Below are 20,248 nucleotides of genomic sequence, written 5' to 3' on the forward strand. Positions count from 1 at the left end.
GCCACTCGCTACGACAAGACCCGCGAGTCCTACCAGGCCGCCGTCACCATCGCCTCAATCCTGCTCTGGATCTGACCTTTGAAGACGATCTCTAGAGCGGCTTGTACAGGTAGACGTCCTCCGCGCCGCCCGGGACCCCGGGCACGCGGCCCTTCTCCACGTAGCCGTGCCGCTCGTAGAAGGCCGGGGCCTGGAAGGTGTACGAGGAGACGCAGGCGCGGTCGCAGCCCCGGCGGCGGGCCTCGTCCTCGGCGGCGCGCAGGATCCTGCTCCCCCAGCCGTCGCGACGGCTGTCCTCGCGCACCCACAGCATGTCCACGGAGAGCAGCCCGCCCCAGGTCGAGGCCGTGAGCCCGCCCACGAGCGCGCCCTCCGCGTCCACGACCTTCACGGACAGCTCGCCCAGGTCGTCGGGGGTGGTGCCGGTCGCTTCGAGGTTGTACGCGTCGAGCCGCTCGCCCAGGTACGTGCCGAGCCCGGCGTCCTCGGCGCCGACGCTCAGGGCCGGTGCGCGGTGGTCTTCCGTCATGCCGCCCGAGTCTGGCACGGTTGCCCGCCGCCGGTGCGGCCCGGGTGACGACCCCGCGGGCGGCCTTGTCGAAGCGGTCCCGCCGGACCACCGCCCCGCCGCCCCGCCCGGGCTCCGGCTCCGGTGCCGGAGGGAGAGCGGCGGGCGCTCGGAAGTGGACGCTTCGGGAGTGCACGCTTCGGAAGTGGGCTCTTCGGGAGTGGACGCTTCAGCGGCGGGCTCTGTCGAGTCGGGCGTCCGACGGCGCGCGCGGAGGAGGGGCCCGCCGGTCACCGTGCGGTGATCGCGTGGAGTTCCTCCTCCGTGAGGGCGATGCCGAACAGCTCGCGCAGGGTGCCGTCCAGGGCCTCCGGGGCGAGTTCCCGCGTCGTGCGCGTCCCGTCGGGGCGGGTCGTGGCGAGGGTGAGGCCGTCCAGGCCGTGGTGGGCCTCCGGGGTCATGCGCTGGGCGTAGAGGCGGCGGACGAACGGGGAGCGCGGGTGCGTGCCGACGAAGTGGCTGGCGACGGCGTAGTCGATCGGGTACTGCTCGGTGAGGGTGAAGGTGTGCCGGTCGATCCAGCCGGACGGGCCCCGGTCGGGAGCGGTCTGGTGGAGCCACCAGTGGTCGACGCCGTGGGCGCCGGGCCGCCGCTCCAGCCGGTAGCGCCAGCCGTCGTACGCGGCGTGCGCCCCGTCGGCGAGCTCGACCGGCCCGAGGGGACCGGCCCCGTACCCGACGTCGCACAGCCACTCGCGGGCGTCGTCGCGGGCGGTCACGGCGAGCAGGCCGTGGGTCGCGGGCAGGACCTTGGGCACGCCGAGGCTGATCCGGCCCATCATGGCGGTGACGCGGAAGCCGAGGCGTTCGAGGGCGGCGGCGAAGAGGACGACGTGCTCGAAGCAGTAGCCGCCGCGACCGCCGTGGACGAGGCGGGCCTCGACGGAGGGCAGGTCGAGCGGCAGGTCCCGGCCGAGGACGGCGTGGACGTTCTCGAAGGGGATGCCGGTGGTGTGGGCGCGCTGGAGGTCCCGCAGGACGGCGAGGGTGGGCTCGCGGGGGCCTTCGTAGCCGATGCGGGCCAGGTAGGCGTCGAGGTCGAGCAGGTCGCCGGACCACCGGTCGGGGAGGTGGTCGGTCGGGCTGGGGACGGGGGCGCGGGGAACGGCGGTCGGGGCGCTCCCGGTGTCGGCGGGTCGAGTGGTCATGGCACCAGCCTCGTACCTCGACCGTTGTTGAGGTCAAGCCGCGGCGCGGAGAACCGGCGACCGGTTCTCCGCGCCGCGGCCGGGAGGGATCAGAACGTGCCGTTCAGGTCCCACCAGCCGTCGCTCTCGGGGGAACCCGTGTTGAGCGTGCCCTTGCCGGTGCCGCCGTAGAGCACCAGGATGCCGACGCCGCGGAGCCCGTCGTGGTTGTAGCTGCTGTTGGTGACCGCAACCAGGTCGTTGTGGCCGTCGCCGTTGTAGTCGCCGACGGTCAGCAGCGAGCCCATGGCGTTCCAGCCGGTGCCCAGGGACAGGCGGTTGCCGAAGCCGCCGCCGGCCTTGCCCGGGTAGAGCCACAGCTTGCCCGTGGACGGCTCGCGGGCGATCAGGTCGGCGCGGGTGTCGCCGTTCATGTCACCGGCGCCGACCAGGGAGTTCATGCCGTTCCAGCCGCCGGTGCCCATGAGCGCGCGGGGGCCGAGGGTGCCGGCGGTGGTGCCGGGGTACAGCCACAGCTTGCCCGTGGACTTCTCGACGGCGATCACGTCGAGGCGGGTGTCGCCGTTCATGTCGCCGAAGGCGAGGAACTGGCTCATGCCGTTCCAGCCGCCGGTGCCGATGAGCGTGCGGGCGCCGAGGGTGCCCTTGCCCGTCCCCGGGTACAGCCAGAGCTTGCCCGTGGCCGCCTCGCGGGCGATCACGTCCTCCTTGCCGTCACCGCTGAGGTCGCCGTGGCGCGTGAGCGTGTTGAAGGCGTTCCAGCCGCCGGTGCCGACGAGCTGCCCGCTTCCGTCGCCGGGCAGGAACCAGAGCCGGCCCGCCTTGTCGCGGGCGAGGACGTCCGCCTTCCGGTCGTTGTTCAGGTCGCCGAAGCCGGACGCCTTGGGAGAGGTGGCCGCGTACCAGTCCGGGTAGGGCTCCATCACGCATTCGCGCTCGGTGGTGACCAGCTTCACCGAGCTGACGGTGGTGCTGCCGGGGCCGCCCCACTCGGAGCCCGAGGGGCTGGACTCGACGACGCCGACCATGCCGTCGAGGCCGTAGTCCGGGTCGTCGTACAGGCAGACGGCCCGGTTCGTGCGGTTGACGACCGAGCGGAACGCGTTGTCCCAGGCGCCCAGCTTCGCCGCGCTCGTGTTCGTCTTGTACATCGTGCCGGTGGCGTTGTCGGTCTTCCAGGCACAGAAGTAGCCCGCCGGGCAGTCCGTGGCCGCGGCCTGGGCCGGCGCCGCGCCCGCGCCCAGCAGACCGAACGAAGCGAGCCCCAGCGTCGTGGCCGCCGCGGCCAGGCGCCGCGGGATGGATATGCGCATTCATTTCCTCCTCGGGCGGCACGGAGATGCTCTCGACGTACCGCGAGGAGGAAGGTATCCGGTCGCGGCCTCCGGTCGTCGGGCGGGGCACTCCACTCACCCCCTAGGGGGTGAGGACTCCGTTCAGGAAGGGCTCCACGGCCTCGCGCCACGCGTCCGGGTGCTCGTAGTGGAGGAGGTGGCCGGCGTCGGGGATCTCCGCGTACTCCCCGTGCGGGAGGACCCGGACCATCTCCTGGGCCTCGGCGCGGCCCAGTTCGCCGTCCAGGCCCCGGACGACGAGGGTCGGGCAGCGGACCTGGGCGAGCGAGTCCCAGTGGGCGTCGTGGACCCAGGTCTCGCGGGAGGTCAGCATCTGCTCCGGGTCGAAGACCGGGCGCCAGCCGTCGGCGCGCTCGGTCATCACCTCGGCGAAGAAGGCGCCCCGGGCCGGGTTCGGGGTCTCCACCCAGGGGTCCTCGTCGCCGAACCAGCGGTGGACGGCCTCCAGGGACGGGAAGGGCGCCGGCCAGCTCCGGAACCAGTCCTGCCAGGCGCGCTGCGAGGCCGCGCCGAGGGCGGAGGCGCGCATGTCGCAGATGACGAGGGCGCGGACGAGGTCCGGGCGCTCGGCGGCGAGCTGCCAGGCCGTCAGGGCGCCCATGGAGTGGCCGATCAGGGTCACGGGGCCGAGGCCGAGCCGCTCGACGACGGCGGCCGCGTCCGCCACGTACGCCTCGCGCGTGAACGGTCCGGCGGCGGGCTTCTCGCTGCCGCCGTGGCCGCGCTGGTCGAGGGCGACGAGCCGGTGCCCGCCGGTGAGACGGCTCGCGGCGCGGGCCCAGTGGCCGCCGTGGCCCATCAGTCCGTGGAGGAGTAACACGCCGGGGCCGGTGGCCCGGGAGGCGGGCGGCTCCGGGGCGGGACGGCCGCCCGGACGCGGAACGGCGCCCCGGCCGGGGCCGGGCTGCGGGACGATGCCGGGGACGGCGCGGCCGGGAGCGGTGCCGCGGCCGGGGGCGCCGCCGCCCGTGCCGTCCCCGCCCGTCGTGCCGCCGCCCGCGGTGCCGTTCGCGCTGTCGGCGTCCCCGGGTCCGGCCGTGTAGTCCCAGGCCGTCAGCCGGACGCCGTCGGCCCCGGTGACGTCGAGTCGTCGCGCCATGTCTCCGGCACCCCCTCTTTTCCGTCGAACCTCGCCAGAGTATCGAACTCGCATTCGAAAATGCTCTCCTGCCACACAACACCCCTCGTTCGAGTGACAGGCCTCAAGGATTGACGCCCGTGACCGAGGGGAGATCTTGAGCGGGAGGCGGACCGCTCGGGGAAAAACGGTCCGCGGGGAACGACCTTGAGAGCTCGGGGCTCCAGGTCGGAACCGGGGAGGACAGGCCCCGGCGCCCAAGGGCGCCGGGGCCCTCTGTCTTCGGTGGCGTCGTTCGCGGCCCTCACGGCCCCACCCCCTCCACGCCCGGCTCGTACCAGCGTGGCACGCCGAAGGGGCGGGCGTGGCCATTCCGACGTAAACCGGGGCGGTGTCACGGGAGCGGCGGCCGGATGCCGGGCGGCCCGGCGCGGAGCCGGGGGCGCGGAGCCCGGCGGTCCGGCGGTCCGGCGCAGAGCACGGGACCCGGCGCGGAGCACGGGAACCCGGCACGGAGCACGGGAGCCCGGCGCGGATGCCAGCGGTCCGGCCCGGAGCCCGACCCCGTACCGCCCCGCACGCGGAGGAGCCGCGTACCCGCACACGCGAAAGGGCCGCCCCCGGCCTCTCGGCCCGGGACGGCCCCGCTCCGCGCTCCGCCGTTCCCCGGCGGAGCCTCGTCTCAGCGCTTCGCGACGAACACGTGCGCCGCGACCTCCGCGTCCAGCTCGGCGGCCTCGCCGCTGCTGCCCACCAGGACGCCGCCCGCGGACTCCGAGACGGAGACCACGGAGCCGGGCTGCACGCCCGCGCGCCGCAGGGTGTACATCAGCTGGGCGTCCGTCTGGATCGGCTCGCCGATCCGGCGCACGACCACCGTCTTGCCGCCGCTCGCGTCCAGGTCCGCGAGGGAGACCATCGAGTCGTCGAGGAAGGCCTCGGCCTCCGCCTTCTCGCCCAGCTCCTCCAGGCCCGGGATCGGGTTCCCGTACGGCGACTCCGTCGGGTGCCGCAGCAGCTCCAGGACCCGCCGCTCCACGGCTTCGCTCATCACGTGCTCCCAGCGGCACGCCTCCGCGTGGACCTGCTCCCACTCCAGGCCGATCACGTCGACGAGCAGACACTCCGCGAGGCGGTGCTTGCGCATCACGCGGGTGGCGAGGCGGCGGCCCTCGTCGGTGAGCTCCAGGTGGCGGTCGCTCGCCACGGCCACCAGGCCGTCGCGCTCCATCCGGGCCACCGTCTGGCTCACCGTGGGGCCGCTCTGGTCGAGCCGCTCGGCGATCCGGGCACGCATGGGGACCACACCTTCCTCCTCAAGCTCGAGGATGGTGCGGAGATACATCTCCGTTGTGTCGATCAGTCCGGACATACGTGCCCCTCGATGAGTCGTGCGCTGGCCCTGCCCCAATTCTGACGCATCGGACGGACAACCGGGCCTCGCCCGGGTGAGGCGGTACCGCAGACGGTATTGACAGAGCAATGGTCCAGACCGCACCGTGATCGGCGACCACGACGAGAAGGAGCCGCCGCGATGGGCGAGAGCAAGCTGGCCGGACAGTTCTTCGACGCCGCGATCGGTCTGCTCCAGGAGGTGCGCGACGGGGACTCCGCCGAGATCGCCGCCGCCGGGGAGGCCATCGCCGAGGCCGTCGCGAACGGCAACCGGCTCTTCGCGTTCGGCGCGGGCCACTCCTCCCTCGCCGCGCAGGACGTCGTCTACCGGGCCGGCGGCCTGGCGCTCATGAACCTGCTCGCCGTCCCCGGCGTCGTCGGCGTCGACGTCATGCCGGCCACCCTCGGCTCCGCCCTGGAGCGGGTCGACGGCCTCGCGGGCGCGGTCCTCGACTCCTCCCCCGCCAAGGCCGGGGACGTCCTGATCGTCATCTCCCTCTCCGGGCGCAACGCCCTGCCCGTCGAGATGGCCATGAACGCCCGCGCGCTCGGCCTCACCGTCATCGGGGTCACCTCGGTGGCGTACGCGACGGAGACGAAGTCCCGGCACGTCTCGGGCACCTACCTCAAGGACCACTGCGACGTCGTCCTCGACTCCCGGATCGCCGTCGGCGACGCGGAGCTGACCCACGAGGGCATCGAGGCCCCCTTCGCGCCCGCGTCCACCGTCGTCACCAGCGCCCTCATGCAGGCCACGCTGGCCGCCGCCGCCGAGGAGCTCGTGCGGCGCGGCATCGAGCCGCCGCTGCTGCGCTCGGGGAACGTGGACGGCGGGCACGAGTGGAACGGGCGCGTCATGACGGAGTACGGGGACCGGATCTTCTACCGGCGCTGACGGCGGGGGGCCCGGCCGGGAAGCCGGGCCCCCCGCGCCCCTCACTCGCCCCGGCGGAGGTCCAGGAGCTCCGTCACGCGGGTGAAGCCGTCCGCGCCGTACCCCCGGTCCACGGCGCGGCGGGTCAGGGCGGCCGTGGCGCGCATGACGCTCGCGTCGATCCCGTGGCCCTCGGCGGCGTGCACGACGTGCTCCATCGTCGACAGGCCCGAGGTGAGCGGGTTGCCCTCGCCCGAGTACGTGCGGTCGTCCACGTCCCCCGCCCACTCCTCGAACAGCGGCGGCAGGATCGCCCCGATCCCCTGCGCGAACGGCGCCAGCTCCCGGGCCGTGATCCCCTCCGCGCGGGCGAGCGCGAGGGCGTGGACGTACCCCGACATCGACGTCCAGAAGATGTCGAGCAGCGCCACGTCGTACGCGGCGGCCCGGCCGATGTCCTCGCCCAGGTGCGTGTGGGAGCCGCTCAGCGCGTCGAGCACCGGGCGGTGTTCGAGATAGAGCGGCTCCGGACCCCCGTACAGGAACACGCCCTCGGGCGTGCCGATGGTCGGGGTCGGGGTCATGATGGCTCCGTCCAGGTACCCGATGCCGTGCTCCGCGGCCCAGCGGCCGGTGTCGCGCGCCCGGTCAGGGACGTCGGCGCTCAGGTTCGCCACCGTCCGGCCCCTGAGCGCGTCCGTGACGGCCGGCCGGCGCAGTACGGCGTCGGTGGCGTCGTAGTTGACCAGGCAGATCACCGTCAGGGCGCTCGCGGCGACCGCCTCCTCGGCGCTCGCGGCCGGGACCGCGCCCCGCTCGACCAGGTCGCCCTCCCGGCCCGGGGTCCTGTTCCACACGGTGGTCCGGACCCCGGCGGCCAGGAACGCGCCGGCCAGCGCCCGGCCCATCGGCCCGAGCCCGAGGACGGTGACGGAGTGCCGCTCGGCGGCCGGCTGGAGGGAAGAAGGCATGGCGGTGTTTCCTTTGTCTGTCGTGAACGTCTGTCGTGAAGGGCGTGGGGCGACGCGCGCGTCCGCCGTGGAGCGGGCGCGGGCGACCGAACGAGGAGAGGGGCGCGCATGGCGAGCCGCCGGGGCCAGGAAACGGACGTCTGCGGTGTCACGGCCGCGATCTCCGTGATCGACGGCAAGTGGAAGACGTCGCTGCTGTGGCTGCTGGAGTCCGGGCCGCAGCGGCCCGGCGAACTGCGCCGCGGGCTCCCCGGGATCAGCGAGAAGGTGCTGACCCAGGCGCTGCGGGAGATGGCGGAGGACGGCCTCGTCCACCGCGAGGCGCACGACGTCCTGCCGCCGAAGACCGTCTACTCGCTGACGGAGGCCGGACGCGAACTGTCCGCCCTGCTCGGCCCCTTGTCGGACTGGGGCCACCGGCGTCTGGACCGGCTCGCGGAAGCGCGGACCGCTTCCTGAGGCCCCGTCGCTCCCCTCTCGCCCGGGCCCGACACCAGGTTCTCCCGGGCGCCGGGGAGCGACAAGTACCCACAAAAAAGTGGGTGTCGAGGAGCGCGCCGGGCCGGGACGCCGGGGCCTGCCGGCACACCGGGTCGGCACGCCGGTCCGGTGTGCCGGGTCAGTACGCCGCGGGCCCGTCCCTGAGGGCCAGGAACGACGCGACCCCCGTCGCCACCGACTCCGCGAAGACCGCGTCCTCGCGCTCGAAGGCCGGGCGGCAGGCGGCCCGCAGGAAGGTGAGGACGCCCAGGGTCCGGGCCCGGGAGCGCAGCACCACGCACAGGGCGTGCGCCGCGTCGCCGGGCCACTGGTGGGCCTCCGCCCACACCTCGGCGGTGCGGCCCGCGCTCGCCCGGACCGTGCCCGCGCGGTCCCAGGCCTGGAGCGCCGGGTGCCTCGGCCCGTACCGCAGCGGGATGCCGCCGCCCACGGGCGGGGAGGACGGGCCGGGGGCGGTCGCCGGGACGGCCAGGGCCCGCGTCAGACGGCGGTCGCCCGCCTCCCGGTCCACCAGCGCGTGGTCCGCGAACCCGGCGAGCGAGAACTCCAGGAGCACCGCCGCCGCCTCCGCCGGGTCCTCGCACTCGGCCGCCGCTGCGCCCGCCCGGTGCAGCTGGCTCCACCGGAACCGCAGCCGGTCCGCCTCGCGCGCCGCGAGCCGCTCCTCGGTGACGTCCTGGAACAGCCAGGCCACCCCCAGCGGCACCGCCGCCTCCGTCATCGGGGACGCGAGCCGCAGGAAGCCGCTGCGCCAGCAGCGCCGCCGCTCCCCCGAGGGCGTCCGCAGCGTCACCCACACCTCGGCGGGCGAGGGCGGGGTGCCCTCCGCCAGGACGTGCTGGAAGGCGGCCTCCAGCTCCTCGGCGCCGTGCACGACGACGTCGCCGAGCGGGCGCCCGAGCAGGGTGGTGCGCCCGGCCCCGAAGGACCGGGCCGCGTGGGCGTTGACCATGGCGGGGCGCAGGTCGGCGTCGACCAGGACGACGCCCCAGGAGGCGTCGTCGAACAGGGCCTCGCTGAGGGCGACCGAACGCTCCAGGTCGAGCTGGACGTGGACCTCGCTGAACGCGCAGTACACCCCGGCCGGCGCGCCGTCCGCGCCCCGCACCCCGGCCGCCTGGCTCCGCACGAGCACCCGCCCGCCGTCCTTGCGGAACAGCACGAACTCGTGGACCTGCCGCCCGGCCCCCTTCATGGCCCCCATCAGGCGCCCCAGGGTCTCCTCGGCGTCCGCGCTCCGCGCCGCCCAGCCCTCGAACCCGCGCCGCCCGACGGCCTCCCCGGCGGACCACCCGAGGATCCGCTCGGCCTCCCGGTTCCAGTGCGTGACCGTCCCGTCGGCGTCGAACGCACAGAGCGCCGCGTCCATCCCGTCGAGCAGCGCGGCCAGCAGATCGGCCCCCGCCCCGGGAACCGAAGCGGCCTCACTCGTGGACTCCGCGAAAGCACTCACCCGACACCCCCCATGCTGTGGACCATTCAACTGGAACGTGACGCAGAGCACACCACCTTCGTCCACATTGTTTCCTCCCGGAAACGAACGGGAGCGGACGAACGGGCCCCTCGGACGGGGCGCGGAGGGCGTCCCCGACGACGCGAAAAAATCCCTTGAAGGGCGTCGGGGCGGTGCCTAGGGTGGAGGTACACGCGAAAGGAGGTGATCCGAAAAAATGGTTTCTTTTCGGACTCGTGAGGTGATTGCGGGCTAAGGCCTGCCGTCGCACTCTGTGCACCTCGGCAGGCCAGTCTGCCGAAGACCAACGCAGTCACCCGACCCGTGAGTCGCCGGTCAGTCCGGCCGGCTCCCGTCCGACCCAGGCGCCTGGGCGGACGGGACCAAGGCTCACGGGTCGTCCGCGTCTCCGGGGCCCCGGGCCCTCACGGGGCCAGGCGCTCCACCCGCCAGGACTCCCCGCCGTCCTCGCGGACGTAGCGCAGGCGGTCGTGGAGGCGGTTCTCGTGGCCCTGCCAGAACTCGACCGCGTCCGGGACGACCCGGACGCCGCCCCAGTGCGGCGGGACCGGGACCTGGGCGCCCTCGGGGTAGCGGGCCGCCAGTTCCCCGTAGCGGGCGAGCAGCTCCTCGCGGGAGGCGATCACCGAGGACTGCGGGCTGGCCCAGGCGCCGAGCCGGGAGCCGTGCGGGCGGGTGCGGAAGTACGCCACCGTCTCGTCGCGCCCGACGCGCTCGGCGCGGCCCGTGACGACGACCTGGCGGGCCGCCGGGTGCCAGGGGAAGAGCAGCGAGGCGTACGGGTTGGCCGCCAGCTCCCGGCCCTTGCGGGAGTCGTAGTTGGTGAAGAAGACGAAGCCGGCCCCGTCGTAGTGCTTGAGCAGGACCGTCCGGGAGGACGGGCGGCCGTCGGGGGTCGCGGTGGAGACCACCATCGCGTTCGGCTCGTGGATCGCCGGGTCCTCCGCCGCCTCCCTGAACCAGCGGGTGAACTGCGCGACCGGCTCGGGCGCGAGGTCGGCCGGGGTCAGTTCCGTGGTCCGGTACTGCTCGCGCATGCCGGCGGGGTCCGGGGCGCCGCCGGTCGCCGGGCGGTGCGTGGGATCGTCGCTCGCGGAATCGGTCACGGGGCCATTCTGCGGCAGCGGGCCAGTCTGCCCGGCACCGGAGGGCCCTAATCCTTCCCCGCCGGATCGGCGGAGTGTGCCGGATGTCACGCTTCCCCGCATCATCGGAACCGTACAGACTCTTCGGCTGGATGACTGTTGATTCCCGCCATCGGTCAACCCGCTTGATCGATCATCGATAGAGGAGCCGCCTGATGTCCGACTTCGTACCCGGGCTCGAGGGAGTCGTCGCGTTCGAGACGGAGATCGCCGAACCCGACAAGGAGGGCGGCGCCCTCCGCTACCGCGGCGTCGACATCGAGGACCTCGTCGGCCACGTCTCGTTCGGCAACGTCTGGGGCCTGCTCGTCGACGGCGCCTTCAACCCCGGCCTGCCCGCAGCCGAACCGTTCCCGATCCCCGTCCACTCCGGCGACATCCGCGTCGACGTGCAGTCCGCGCTCGCGATGCTCGCGCCCGTCTGGGGCCTCAAACCGCTCCTCGACATCTCGCCCGAGCAGGCCCGCGACGACCTCGCCCGCGCCGCCGTCATGGCCCTCTCGTACGTCGCGCAGTCCGCGCGCGGCCAGGGCCTCCCGATGGTCCCGCAGAGCGAGATCGACAAGGCGCAGTCCGTCGTCGAGCGGTTCATGATCCGCTGGCGCGGCGAGCCCGACCCGAAGCACGTCAAGGCCGTCGACGCCTACTGGACCTCCGCCGCCGAGCACGGCATGAACGCCTCCACGTTCACCGCCCGCGTCATCGCCTCCACCGGCGCCGACGTGGCCGCCGCGCTCTCCGGCGCCGTCGGCGCCATGTCCGGCCCGCTGCACGGCGGCGCGCCCTCCCGCGTCCTCGGCATGATCGAGGAGATCGAGCGGACCGGCGACGCCACCGCGTACGTCAAGCAGGCCCTCGACAAGGGCGAGCGGCTCATGGGCTTCGGCCACCGCGTCTACCGCGCCGAGGACCCCCGCGCCCGCGTGCTGCGCCGCACCGCCAAAGAGCTGGCCGCGCCGCGCTTCGAGGTCGCCGAGGCCCTGGAGAAGGCCGCCCTGGAGGAGCTGCACAACCGGCGTCCCGACCGCGTCCTGGCGACCAACGTCGAGTTCTGGGCGGCCATCGTCCTCGACTTCGCCGAGGTCCCGGCGCACATGTTCACCTCGATGTTCTCCTGTGCGCGCACGGCCGGCTGGTCGGCGCACATCCTGGAGCAGAAGCGCACCGGCCGCCTGGTCCGCCCCTCGGCCCGCTACACGGGTCCCGGCCGCCGGGACCCGCGCGACATCGAGGGCTACGCCGACATCGCCGGCTGACCCTCGGGGTGCGGCAGGAGCTCCGCGTGGTGGCGGGCCGCCACCGACGGGTGGGCGCGGAGCTTCCCCTTCAGGGCGTTGCGCCCGTACTCCGCGAACAGCGGGTTCGACGGGTCCGTGGTGACGCCCGGCGCCGTGGAGGCGTGCGGGAAGTCCAGCGGGGCGATCCGGGCGTCGAGCCGCGGGTTGTAGAAGAACGGGACGGAGAACCGTTCCGTCGCGCCGGGCGGGGAGACCACCCGGTGGTTGGTGGCGATCAGGTAGCCGTTCGTGGCCACTTCGAGCAGCTCGCCCAGGTTGACGACGAACGCGCCGGGCAGCGGCGGCACGTCGTGGAAGTCACCGTCCTCGCGCTGGACCTGGAGCCCGCCCACCTGGTCCTGGAGCAGCAGGGTCAGGAAGCCGTAGTCCTTGTGGGCGCCCACGCCCTGCTCGTCGCCCTCGCCGCTGCTGCCCGGGTAGCGCACCAGCTTGAGCTGCGGGTGGGCGTGCGGGCCGAAGATGTCGTCGTAGAAGTCCTCGGGCGCGCCGATCGAGGCGAGGAGCTCGTGCAGCAGGCGCTCGGCGACGCCGCTGAGCCGGTCGATCCAGTGCAGGGCGGCGGTGCGCAGCTCGGGCAGGGCCCCGGGCCACTGGTTGGGGCCTTCGAGCCACCAGTACGGGGCCTCCCAGGGCGCGGGGACGTGCGCGGGGCGCTCGGCGCCGATGTCCAGCTGGTCGCGCCAGTCGCGAGCGCCCCGCGTCCGTTCGTCGCCGATGCGGGTGTAGCCGCGGAAGTGCGGCGAGTTCACGTTGTCGAGGGCGAGCCGGTCGGCCTCGGGCAGCGCGAAGAAGGCGCGCATGGCGGAGGTGAGGGCCCCCGTCTCGGCCTCGGTCACCCCGTGCCCGACGAGCTGGAAGAAGCCCACGTCGTGGGCGGCCGAGTGGAGCTGGGCGTGGAGCAGCCTGCGGGCCTGCGGGCCGCGGTCGGCGGCGGAGAGGTCCACGATGGGGAGCTGCGAGGAGTACGAGCTGCTGGTCATGAGGTGTCCGCGGGGTCTACGGGTGCCCGGGGCGGCCGCCGGGGGTGGGGCGGGTGCCGCGGGTGCCGGTCTGCTGGTGCTCGGTGACGGACCCGGAGGGGTGGGTGGAGAGGTACCCCGGAAGGTCTGGGAGGGCCGGGCGGGTCCGGAGGACCCGGGAGGCCCGGGGGCCGGAGAGGCCGGTGGCCTGCCGGGAGACGGGAGGCCGGGGCCCGGGAGGCCGTGGGGTCAGACGGAGCGTCGACAGCTCATGCTCGTGACGCGGACGAAGTCCACGTGGCGACGGCGTACGAGCGGAGGCATGCGAACAGGGTACTGCGAGGGGGCCGGGAGGGGTGTGGCGCGGGTCACGCGACGGGGCGTTCCTCCCGGTCGGGGGCGTGCCGCCCCGTCCGGCGGTCGTGGTGCGGGCCCCGTCGCTACCTCAGCGCCTCGTTCACCAGCCGTGCCCACTGGGCGACCACCCGTTCGCGGCGGGCGCGGTCGTCGGTGAGGAGGGTGGCGAGGCCGAGGCCGCGGGCCATGTCCAGGAGGCCCTGGACGGTCTCGCGGACGCCGGGGCGGGACTCGTCGGCGCCGAGGACCTCGACGGCGATGCGGTGGGACTCGCGGCCGACGCGGGCCTCCAGCTCGGTGACGCGGGCGCGGAGCTGGTCCTCGCCGGTGGCGGCGACCCAGAGGTGGAGGGCGGCCCGGAAGAGGGGGCCGGTGTAGAGGTCGACGAGGGCGGCGACGGCGGCCGCGCGGTCGTCGGAGGGCAGCGCCCGCAGCGCCTGGGAACGCTCCTCGGCGACGTACTCGACGGCGGCCGTGAAGAGGTCCTCGCGGGTGGGGAAGTGGTGCTGGGCGGCGCCCCGGGAGACGCCGGCCCGTTCCGCCACCACGGAGACCGTCGAGCCCGCCCAGCCGTGCTCGGCCAGGCAGGACACGGCGGCCTCCAGGAGCCGCTGCCGGGTGGCGCGGCTCCGGTCCTGCTTGGGTGCGGTCACAGCCGCCATGCGGGGTCCCGTCGTTCGAGGAAGGCCGTCATCCCTTCGCGCGCCTCGGCGGAGGCGAAGAGCGTGGCCGACCTCTGCACCAGGTCCTCCGCGTCGCTCTCGAAGGTCTCCAGGACTTTAGCGGTGACCAGCCGTTTCGATTCCCGCAGGCCCTGCGGGGAGGCGGCACGCAGGGCGTCGAGGATGCCGTCGAGGGCGTCGTCCCCGGCCGTCACCAGGCCCATGGCGACGGCCTCCGGCACCCCGAACCGCTCGCCCGTCAGGTAGTAGCGGGCCGCCGCGCGCGGTTCCAGCCTCGGCAGGAGGGTCAGGGAGACGACCGCGGGCGCGACCCCGATCCGCACCTCCGTGAGGGCGAAGTCCGCCCCCTCCCCCGCCACCACCAGGTCGCACGCGCCGAGCAGGCCGAGGCCTCCCGCGCGCGCGTGGCCGGTGACCCGGCCGACGACGGGCTTCGGCAGCTCGACGATCCGCCGCAGCAGGGCGACGAAGTCGTACGGGCTCGGGGGCGCCTTCAGGTCGGCGCCCGCGCTGAAGGTGGTGCCGGCGTGGTCGAGGACCACGGCCCGTACGCCCGGGTCCTTGCCGCACGCGGCGAGCGCGTCGGCGAGTTCGCCGACGAGGGCGGCGGAGAGGGCGTTGCGGGTGGCGGGCGAGTTCAGCGTGAGGGTGGTGACGCCCCGTTCCTCGGACGTGGTGACGAGTGTGGTCATGCGCGTTCCCTCAGTTCCCTTCGGAGGATCTTCCCGGACGCCGCCCGGGGGACGGCGTCGACGAACTCCACGTCGCGGACCTTCTTGTACGGGGAGACGCGCGCGGCGACGTGCGCGACGACCTCCTCGGCGGTGAGGCCGGGCGCGGAGGGCTGGCGGACGACGAAGGCCTTGGGGATCTCGGTGCCCTCGGCGTCGGTGACGCCGATGACGGCGGCGTCGGCGATGCCCTCGTGGGTGAGGAGCAGCGCCTCCAGTTCGGCGGGGGCGACCTGGAAGCCCTTGTACTTGATGAGTTCCTTGACGCGGTCGACGACGAAGAGCCAGCCGTCGTCGTCGACGCGCCCGACGTCGCCGGTGCGGACCCACCCTTCGGCGTCGATCATGGCGGCGGTGGCGTCGGGGCGGCCCAGGTAGCCCTTCATGACCTGGGGCCCGCGGATGGCGATCTCGCCCTCCTCGCCGGGGGCGGCGTCCTTCGCGGGGTCGTCGAGGGAGAGGATCCGCATCTCGGTGGAGGGCAGGAGCCTGCCGACGGTGCCGGGCGGGGGCGTCTCGGCGTCGAGCGGGACGACGTGGGTGCCCGGGGACAGCTCGGTCATGCCGTACGCCTGCCGGACCGGCGGGAGCCCGAGCCGCTTCGAGCAGGCCTCGGCGAGGGCGGCGTCGAGCGGGGCGGCGGCGCTGACGATGTACTCCAGGGAGGACAGGTCGTAGTCGGCGACGGCCGGGTGCTTGGCGAGGGCGAGGACGATCGGCGGGGCGACGTACAGGCCGTTGATGCGGTGCTCCTGGACGGCGCGCAGGAAGGTGTCGAGCTCGAAGCGGGGCTGGACGACGACGGTGGCGCCCTGGCGGAGGGGCGCGTTCATGAGGGCGGTGAGCCCGTAGATGTGGAAGAAGGGCAGGACGGCGAGGATCCGGTCGCCCGGTCCCATCGGGATGAACGGCTCCAGCTGGGCGAGGTTGGTCGCGATCGAGGTGTGCGTGAGCATCACCCCCTTGGGTACCCCGGTCGTGCCGGACGAATACGGGAGGGCGGCGACGTCCTCGTCGGGGTCGACCTCGATGTCGGGGACGGGCCCGGTGGAGCCGAGGAAGGCCTGGAGCGAGCGGACGGTCTCCCCCGCCGGGGGCTGGTCGCAGAGGAAGATCTCCTCGATCCCGCCCGCGAGTTCGGCCGCCGCGCGGGCGGCGGGGAGCAGGGGCGAGACGGTGACGATCCAGCGGGCGGAGGAGTCGCGGAGCTGCTTGGCGAACTCGGCGGGGGTGGCGAGCGGGTGGACGGTGGTGACGGCCGCGCCGGCGCGGGTGGCGGCGTAGAAGGCGACGGGGAAGAGCACGGTGTTGGGGCTGTGCAGGGCGAGCACGTCGCCCTTGCGGACGCCGGCCTCGGCGAGCCCGGCGGCGACGAGCCGGTGGAAGGCGTCGACCTGGGCGTACGTGAGGGTGAGCGCGCCCTCCGCGCCGGAGCCGTCGACGAGGGCCGGGGTGTCGCCGTACTCGGCCGCGCGGCCGAGGACCGCGTCGTGGATGGGGAGCGAGACGGTCCGGACGTCCTCGTACGCGCTGTGGAACACCATGTGTGACCCCCTGGAGAGGTGGAAGGTGAGCGACAGGATCGCGGGTGGGGCGGCGACTTGGGGAGACCTTGTCAGTACCCCGTAGAACAATCAAGCACGCATGCATGATTTCGGGGAGGGTGCGGGACGGGCCCCTCCAGCCCTCGCGTGCGGGGGGGGTCCTCCAGGGACCCCGGGCGCGGGCGGCCCTTCAGGGGCCCCTCAGGGGCCTTGGGCGCGGGTGGTCCCCCAGGGGTTCCGGAGTCGGGCGGGTCCCCCAGGGGGCCCGGGTGTGGGCGGTCCTCCAGGACCCCCGGGGTCGGCGGGCTCGTGACCCCGGGGGTCCTGGCGGGTGTCCGGGTGCCCGGGGGCACCCGCCGGGGCGGGCCGGGGGCCGACCCGTACGGAGTCGGCCCCCGGCGGCACCTCCCCCGGCCGGACCGGCGTCAGTTCTCGCAGGCCACGCCGTCGCCGTCGCGGTCGAGGCGACGGCTGTGGCCGGGATCGCCCACGCGGACGGGCGCGGCGCCGGCGGCACGGGCGGCCGCGCAGTCGGCGCAGGAGACGTCCTCGTCGGCGGCGTCCCGCGTGGGCTCCGGCTCGGGTTCCGGGGCCGGCGGGAGTACCAGGCGGTGCGGGAGGGCGATCGGCGCGGCGTGACGGCGGTCCCGGGCACCGCGCTCGCCGGCACGGCCCTGTTCGTCCTCGTCGCCGGCGGGGCCCGGCGGGCCGATGTCGGGTCCGTCGAGGCCGTCAGGGCCGTCAGGGCCGTCAGAGCCGTCGGGGCCGTCGGGGCCGTCGGGGCCGTCGGGGCCGTCGGGGCCGTCGGGGCCGTCGGGGCCGTCGGGGCCGTCGGGGCCGTCGGGGCCGTCAGGGCCGTCAGTACGACTTCGGCAGCCCCAGCGTCTGGTGGGACACGTAGTTGAGGATCATCTCCCGGCTGACGGGGGCGATCCGGGCCACCCGGGCCGCCGTGATCAGGCGCGCGAGGCCGAACTCCTTGGTGAGGCCGTTGCCGCCGAGGGTGTGGACGGCCTGGTCGACCGCCTTCACGCAGGCCTCGGCGGCGGCGTACTTGGCCATGTTCGCGGCCTCGCCCGCGCCGAAGTCGTCGCCCGCGTCGTAGAGCTGCGCCGCCTTCGCCATCATCAGGCGGGCCAGCTCCAGTTCGATGTGCGCCTGGGCCAGGGGGTGGGCGACGGCCTGGTGGGCGCCGATCGGGGCCTTCCAGACCTGGCGCTGCTTCGCGTACGTCACGGCCTGCGCGAGCGCGTACCGGCCCATGCCGATCGCGAACGCGGCCGTCATGATCCGCTCCGGGTTGAGCCCCGCGAAGAGCTGGAGGAGGCCCGCGTCCTCGTCGCCCACGAGCGCGTCCTCCGGCAGGCGCACGTCGTCGAGGGTCAGCTCGAACTGCTTCTCGTCCGCGTCGAGTTCCATCTCGATGTGGCGGCGCCCGAAGCCGGGGGCGTCGCGCGGCACGATGAAGAGGCAGGGCTTGAGCTTCCCCGTGCGGGCGTCCGACGTGCGGCCCACGATCAGGGTCGCGTCCGCGATGTCCACGCCCGAGACGAAGACCTTCCGGCCGTTGAGGACCCAGCCCTCCTCGGTGCGGGTCGCCGTGGTCGTGATCCGGTGCGAGTTCGATCCGGCGTCGGGCTCGGTGATGCCGAACGCCATCGTCCTCGTGCCGTCCGCGAGCCCCGGCAGCCAGGCCCGCTTCTGCTCCTCCGTGCCGAAGCGGGAGATGACCGTGCCGCAGATCGCGGGCGACACCACCATCATCAGGAGCGGCGCGCCGGCCGCGCCCGCCTCCTCCAGGACGATGGACAGCTCGGCCATGCCGCCGCCCCCGCCGCCGTACTCCTCGGGCAGGTTCACGCCCAGGTAGCCGAGCTTCCCGGCCTCGGCCCACAGCGCGGCCCGGTCGAAGCCGGGGCCGTGCCGGTGGCCGAGCGCGGAGACGGCGGCGCGGAGCGCGGTGAGTTCTTCGGTCTCGATCATGGTGCTCATGCGGACGGGTCCTCCTGTGCGTCGGGCGGTGCGGCGGGCCGTTCTCAGGACTGTGCGTCGGGCGGTGGGGCGGGCCTTCTCAGGACAGCGCCTCGGGCGATGGGGCGGGCCTCCTCAGGACCGCGCGTCGGGCGGTGCGGCGGGCCTTCTCAGGACCGCGCCTCGGGCGGTGCGGCGGGCCTTCTCAGGACCGCGCCTCGGGCGGTGCGGCGGGCCTTCTCAGGACCGCGCCTCGGGCGGTGCGGCGGCCTGTACGACGGCGAGCAGGGCGCCGACCTCGACCTGGCGGCCGGGGGCGGCGTGGAGCGCGGTGAGCGTGCCGGAGGCGGGAGCGGTGACGCGGTGCTCCATCTTCATGGCCTCCAGCCAGAGGAGCGGCTGCCCGGCGGTGACCGGGTCGCCGACGGCGAGGCCGTCCGCGACGCGGACGACGGTGCCGGGCATGGGGGCGAGCAGGGAGCCGGGCGCGGTCTGCTCGCGGGGATCGGTGAAGCGGGGGCGGGCGACGAGGCGGTGCGGGCCCGCGTGGACCGTTCCGTCCTCGTAGGCCGTCACGTCGAAGTGGCGTACGACTCCGGCCGTTTCGAGGCTCACCCGGCCCGGGGCCGCCGCCACGACCCGTACCCCTTCCGGCGCCGTGACCTCGAACCCGCCGTCCCGCGCCGGCCGGTAGCGGACCTCGTGGTCCCCGTCCGTTCCTCCGCCCGTCCCCCCGTACGTCCGGGTCTCGTCCTGCGAGCGGAGGTTCCGCCAGCCGCCGCCGAAGCGGCCCCGGCGGGCGGACGCGGCGGCGAGGGCGGCGGCGACGGCCGCGAGCTCCCCGCCCTCCGGGGCCGTGGTGAGGGCGGGCAGGTTGCGGTCGTAGAAGCCGGTGTCGAGGCGGTCCGCCGTCGCGTACTCCGGGTGGCGGAGGGAGGCGACGAGCAGGTCCCGGTTGGTGACGGGGCCGTGGATCCGGGCCCGTTCCAGGGTGCGGGCGAGCTTGCGGACGGCCTCGGCGCGGGTGGCGGCGTGGACGGTGACCTTGGCGATCATCGGGTCGTAGTGGACGCCGATCGCGTCCCCCGAGGCGTAGCCGGTGTCGAGCCGGACCCCGTCCGGCACGTCGAAGAGGCGCAGGAGGCCCGTCTGCGGGGCCCAGCCCCGGGCCGGGTCCTCCGCGTAGAGCCTCGCCTCGATCGCGTGGCCGCGCGGGGCCGGGGTCTCCGGCGCCAGCTTCCCGCCCTCGGCGACGGAGAGCTGGAGGGCGACGAGGTCGACCCCGTACACCTCCTCCGTGACGGGGTGCTCGACCTGGAGGCGGGTGTTCATCTCCAGGAAGTGCGCCCGGCCGTCCGCGACGAGGAACTCGACCGTGCCCGCGCCGACGTAGCCGACGGCCTTGGCCGCGCGGACGGCCGTGTCGAGGAGGGAGGCCTCCAGGGCCGCGGGCAGGCCGGGGGCCGGGGCCTCCTCGATGACCTTCTGGTGGCGGCGCTGGAGGGAGCAGTCGCGGGTGCCGAGCGCCCAGACCGTGCCGTGGGCGTCGCAGAGGAGCTGCACCTCGACGTGGCGCCCGTCCTCCACGTACGGCTCGACGAAGACCTCGCCGTCCCCGAACGCGCTCGCCGCCTCCGCCGAAGCCGACTCCAACTCCCTCGGCAGGTCGGCGAGTTCGCGTACGATCCGCATGCCGCGCCCGCCGCCGCCCGCCGCCGCCTTCACCAGGACGGGCAGGTCGGAGTCCGTGACCCGGGCCGGGTCCAGGGGCTCGACGCCGAGGAGCTCCTTGGCGCGGGTCTTCGAGGCCATGGCCTCGATCGCGGCCGGGGGCGGGCCGATCCAGACGAGCCCGGCGCCGGTCACCGCGCGGGCGAAGGCGGCGTTCTCGGAGAGGAAGCCGTAGCCGGGGTGGACGGCGTCCGCGCCCGCCGCGAGGGCCGCCGCCACGATCAGGTCGCCGCGCAGGTACGTCTCCGAGGGCGCGGCCCCCGGCAGCCGCACGGCCGCGTCGGCCTCCCGCACGTGCAGGGCGTCGGCGTCCGCGTCGGAGTACACGGCGACGGTGGAGATGCCCAGGTCGCGGCAGGTGCGGAAGACGCGGCAGGCGATCTCTCCGCGGTTCGCGACGAGGACGGAGGTGATCGGCGGGTTCACGGGGGGCGTCGCGGCCGTCGGGTTCGAAGAGGTCATCAG

At 74.6% G+C, this 20,248-nt stretch carries 18 protein-coding genes; 3 read left to right on the forward strand and 15 right to left on the reverse strand.

The genetic code is table 11. The features are described from left to right. Positions 1 to 91: 91 nt before the first annotated feature. The 5 genes from ACIQKA_RS30600 to ACIQKA_RS30620 all read right to left on the reverse strand — a co-directional run bounded on the left by ACIQKA_RS30600 (position 92) and on the right by ACIQKA_RS30620 (position 5,521). Positions 92 to 529 (reverse strand): GNAT family N-acetyltransferase, encoded by a 438-nt coding sequence (locus ACIQKA_RS30600; protein WP_383159330.1) that lies wholly within the window; start codon positions 527 to 529, stop codon positions 92 to 94. Positions 530 to 798: 269 nt separating this feature from the next. Beyond that, the gene (locus ACIQKA_RS30605; RefSeq protein WP_402543009.1) at positions 799 to 1,716 is read right to left on the reverse strand and encodes an arylamine N-acetyltransferase; all 918 of its coding nucleotides are present in this window, start codon (positions 1,714 to 1,716) and stop codon (positions 799 to 801) included. 89 nt (positions 1,717 to 1,805) lie between these two features. Then, on the reverse strand, positions 1,806 to 3,029 hold the full coding sequence (locus ACIQKA_RS30610; protein ID WP_402543010.1) for an FG-GAP-like repeat-containing protein: 1,224 nt from the start codon (positions 3,027 to 3,029) through the stop codon (positions 1,806 to 1,808). Positions 3,030 to 3,132: 103 nt separating this feature from the next. After that, entirely contained in the window at positions 3,133 to 4,170 is a 1,038-nt protein-coding gene (locus ACIQKA_RS30615; protein WP_402543011.1) for an alpha/beta fold hydrolase, read from the reverse strand. Between the two features lie 661 nt (positions 4,171 to 4,831). Then, positions 4,832 to 5,521, reverse strand: coding sequence for a metal-dependent transcriptional regulator (locus ACIQKA_RS30620; RefSeq protein ID WP_121828282.1), 690 nt, complete (start codon positions 5,519 to 5,521; stop codon positions 4,832 to 4,834). A 162-nt stretch (positions 5,522 to 5,683) separates the two neighbouring features. Here ACIQKA_RS30620 and ACIQKA_RS30625 point away from each other — a divergent pair, with 162 nt between their 5' ends. Next, the gene (locus ACIQKA_RS30625; RefSeq protein ID WP_383159323.1) at positions 5,684 to 6,439 is read left to right on the forward strand and encodes an SIS domain-containing protein; all 756 of its coding nucleotides are present in this window, start codon (positions 5,684 to 5,686) and stop codon (positions 6,437 to 6,439) included. Between the two features lie 41 nt (positions 6,440 to 6,480). On the opposite strand, the gene ACIQKA_RS30630 is transcribed toward ACIQKA_RS30625, so the two are convergent. Continuing rightward, positions 6,481 to 7,389, reverse strand: a complete 909-nt coding sequence (locus ACIQKA_RS30630; protein ID WP_390110663.1) for an NAD(P)-dependent oxidoreductase — start codon at positions 7,387 to 7,389, stop codon at positions 6,481 to 6,483. A 108-nt stretch (positions 7,390 to 7,497) separates the two neighbouring features. Here ACIQKA_RS30630 and ACIQKA_RS30635 point away from each other — a divergent pair, with 108 nt between their 5' ends. Continuing rightward, positions 7,498 to 7,848: a winged helix-turn-helix transcriptional regulator gene (locus ACIQKA_RS30635; RefSeq protein WP_383159319.1), complete on the forward strand. Its 351-nt coding sequence runs from the start codon at positions 7,498 to 7,500 to the stop codon at positions 7,846 to 7,848. Between the two features lie 160 nt (positions 7,849 to 8,008). Here ACIQKA_RS30635 and ACIQKA_RS30640 read toward each other — a convergent pair whose 3' ends face one another. Continuing rightward, the gene (locus ACIQKA_RS30640; RefSeq protein ID WP_402543012.1) at positions 8,009 to 9,343 is read right to left on the reverse strand and encodes a PAS domain-containing protein; all 1,335 of its coding nucleotides are present in this window, start codon (positions 9,341 to 9,343) and stop codon (positions 8,009 to 8,011) included. A 425-nt stretch (positions 9,344 to 9,768) separates the two neighbouring features. Beyond that, complete coding sequence (pdxH, locus tag ACIQKA_RS30645; RefSeq protein ID WP_383430424.1) at positions 9,769 to 10,401, reverse strand: pyridoxamine 5'-phosphate oxidase; 633 nt, start codon at positions 10,399 to 10,401, stop codon at positions 9,769 to 9,771. Between the two features lie 263 nt (positions 10,402 to 10,664). Between pdxH and ACIQKA_RS30650 the strand changes: the two genes are divergently transcribed. Beyond that, positions 10,665 to 11,765, forward strand: a complete 1,101-nt coding sequence (locus ACIQKA_RS30650; RefSeq protein ID WP_383159315.1) for a citrate synthase 2 — start codon at positions 10,665 to 10,667, stop codon at positions 11,763 to 11,765. On the opposite strand, the gene ACIQKA_RS30655 is transcribed toward ACIQKA_RS30650, so the two are convergent. The 7 genes from ACIQKA_RS30655 to ACIQKA_RS30685 form a co-directional block, all read right to left on the reverse strand. Further along, positions 11,744 to 12,787, reverse strand: coding sequence for an isopenicillin N synthase family dioxygenase (locus ACIQKA_RS30655; protein WP_383159313.1), 1,044 nt, complete (start codon positions 12,785 to 12,787; stop codon positions 11,744 to 11,746). The two genes, ACIQKA_RS30650 and ACIQKA_RS30655, sit on opposite strands and share 22 nt — an antisense overlap. Positions 12,788 to 13,206: 419 nt before the next feature. Continuing rightward, the gene (locus tag ACIQKA_RS30660; RefSeq protein WP_365542973.1) at positions 13,207 to 13,785 is read right to left on the reverse strand and encodes a TetR/AcrR family transcriptional regulator; all 579 of its coding nucleotides are present in this window, start codon (positions 13,783 to 13,785) and stop codon (positions 13,207 to 13,209) included. Then, positions 13,773 to 14,498: an enoyl-CoA hydratase family protein gene (locus tag ACIQKA_RS30665; protein WP_383159311.1), complete on the reverse strand. Its 726-nt coding sequence runs from the start codon at positions 14,496 to 14,498 to the stop codon at positions 13,773 to 13,775. The genes ACIQKA_RS30660 and ACIQKA_RS30665 overlap by 13 nt, the downstream gene beginning before the upstream one ends. Then, on the reverse strand, positions 14,495 to 16,081 hold the full coding sequence (locus tag ACIQKA_RS30670; protein WP_383445283.1) for an AMP-binding protein: 1,587 nt from the start codon (positions 16,079 to 16,081) through the stop codon (positions 14,495 to 14,497). The genes ACIQKA_RS30665 and ACIQKA_RS30670 overlap by 4 nt, the downstream gene beginning before the upstream one ends. A gap of 425 nt (positions 16,082 to 16,506) precedes the next feature. Next, positions 16,507 to 16,794: an excalibur calcium-binding domain-containing protein gene (locus tag ACIQKA_RS30675; protein ID WP_402543032.1), complete on the reverse strand. Its 288-nt coding sequence runs from the start codon at positions 16,792 to 16,794 to the stop codon at positions 16,507 to 16,509. Positions 16,795 to 16,939: 145 nt separating this feature from the next. Continuing rightward, on the reverse strand, positions 16,940 to 18,073 hold the full coding sequence (locus tag ACIQKA_RS30680) for an acyl-CoA dehydrogenase family protein (protein ID WP_383159427.1): 1,134 nt from the start codon (positions 18,071 to 18,073) through the stop codon (positions 16,940 to 16,942). Between the two features lie 219 nt (positions 18,074 to 18,292). Further along, the gene (locus ACIQKA_RS30685; RefSeq protein WP_402543013.1) at positions 18,293 to 20,245 is read right to left on the reverse strand and encodes a biotin carboxylase N-terminal domain-containing protein; all 1,953 of its coding nucleotides are present in this window, start codon (positions 20,243 to 20,245) and stop codon (positions 18,293 to 18,295) included. Positions 20,246 to 20,248: the final 3 nt, after the last annotated feature.

The sequence above is a fragment of the Streptomyces sp. NPDC092045 genome, assembly GCF_044756005.1.
In the GTDB taxonomy this organism is placed as follows: Bacteria; Actinomycetota; Actinomycetes; order Streptomycetales; family Streptomycetaceae; genus Streptomyces.

What these genes read in the sequence shown, in the direction of transcription:
- ACIQKA_RS30600 (WP_383159330.1), bottom strand. Translation starts at nt 529, where the DNA reads ATGACGGAAGACCACCGCGCACCGGCCCTGAGCGTCGGCGCCGAGGAC.
- ACIQKA_RS30605 (WP_402543009.1), bottom strand. Translation starts at nt 1,716, where the DNA reads ATGACCACTCGACCCGCCGACACCGGGAGCGCCCCGACCGCCGTTCCC.
- ACIQKA_RS30610 (WP_402543010.1), bottom strand. Translation starts at nt 3,029, where the DNA reads ATGCGCATATCCATCCCGCGGCGCCTGGCCGCGGCGGCCACGACGCTG.
- ACIQKA_RS30615 (WP_402543011.1), bottom strand. Translation starts at nt 4,170, where the DNA reads ATGGCGCGACGACTCGACGTCACCGGGGCCGACGGCGTCCGGCTGACG.
- ACIQKA_RS30620 (WP_121828282.1), bottom strand. Translation starts at nt 5,521, where the DNA reads ATGTCCGGACTGATCGACACAACGGAGATGTATCTCCGCACCATCCTC.
- ACIQKA_RS30625 (WP_383159323.1), top strand. Translation starts at nt 5,684, where the DNA reads ATGGGCGAGAGCAAGCTGGCCGGACAGTTCTTCGACGCCGCGATCGGT.
- ACIQKA_RS30630 (WP_390110663.1), bottom strand. Translation starts at nt 7,389, where the DNA reads ATGCCTTCTTCCCTCCAGCCGGCCGCCGAGCGGCACTCCGTCACCGTC.
- ACIQKA_RS30635 (WP_383159319.1), top strand. Translation starts at nt 7,498, where the DNA reads ATGGCGAGCCGCCGGGGCCAGGAAACGGACGTCTGCGGTGTCACGGCC.
- pdxH (WP_383430424.1), bottom strand. Translation starts at nt 10,401, where the DNA reads ATGCGCGAGCAGTACCGGACCACGGAACTGACCCCGGCCGACCTCGCG.
- ACIQKA_RS30650 (WP_383159315.1), top strand. Translation starts at nt 10,665, where the DNA reads ATGTCCGACTTCGTACCCGGGCTCGAGGGAGTCGTCGCGTTCGAGACG.
- ACIQKA_RS30655 (WP_383159313.1), bottom strand. Translation starts at nt 12,787, where the DNA reads ATGACCAGCAGCTCGTACTCCTCGCAGCTCCCCATCGTGGACCTCTCC.
- ACIQKA_RS30660 (WP_365542973.1), bottom strand. Translation starts at nt 13,785, where the DNA reads ATGGCGGCTGTGACCGCACCCAAGCAGGACCGGAGCCGCGCCACCCGG.
- ACIQKA_RS30665 (WP_383159311.1), bottom strand. Translation starts at nt 14,498, where the DNA reads ATGACCACACTCGTCACCACGTCCGAGGAACGGGGCGTCACCACCCTC.
- ACIQKA_RS30670 (WP_383445283.1), bottom strand. Translation starts at nt 16,081, where the DNA reads ATGGTGTTCCACAGCGCGTACGAGGACGTCCGGACCGTCTCGCTCCCC.
- ACIQKA_RS30680 (WP_383159427.1), bottom strand. Translation starts at nt 18,073, where the DNA reads ATGAGCACCATGATCGAGACCGAAGAACTCACCGCGCTCCGCGCCGCC.
- ACIQKA_RS30685 (WP_402543013.1), bottom strand. Translation starts at nt 20,245, where the DNA reads ATGACCTCTTCGAACCCGACGGCCGCGACGCCCCCCGTGAACCCGCCG.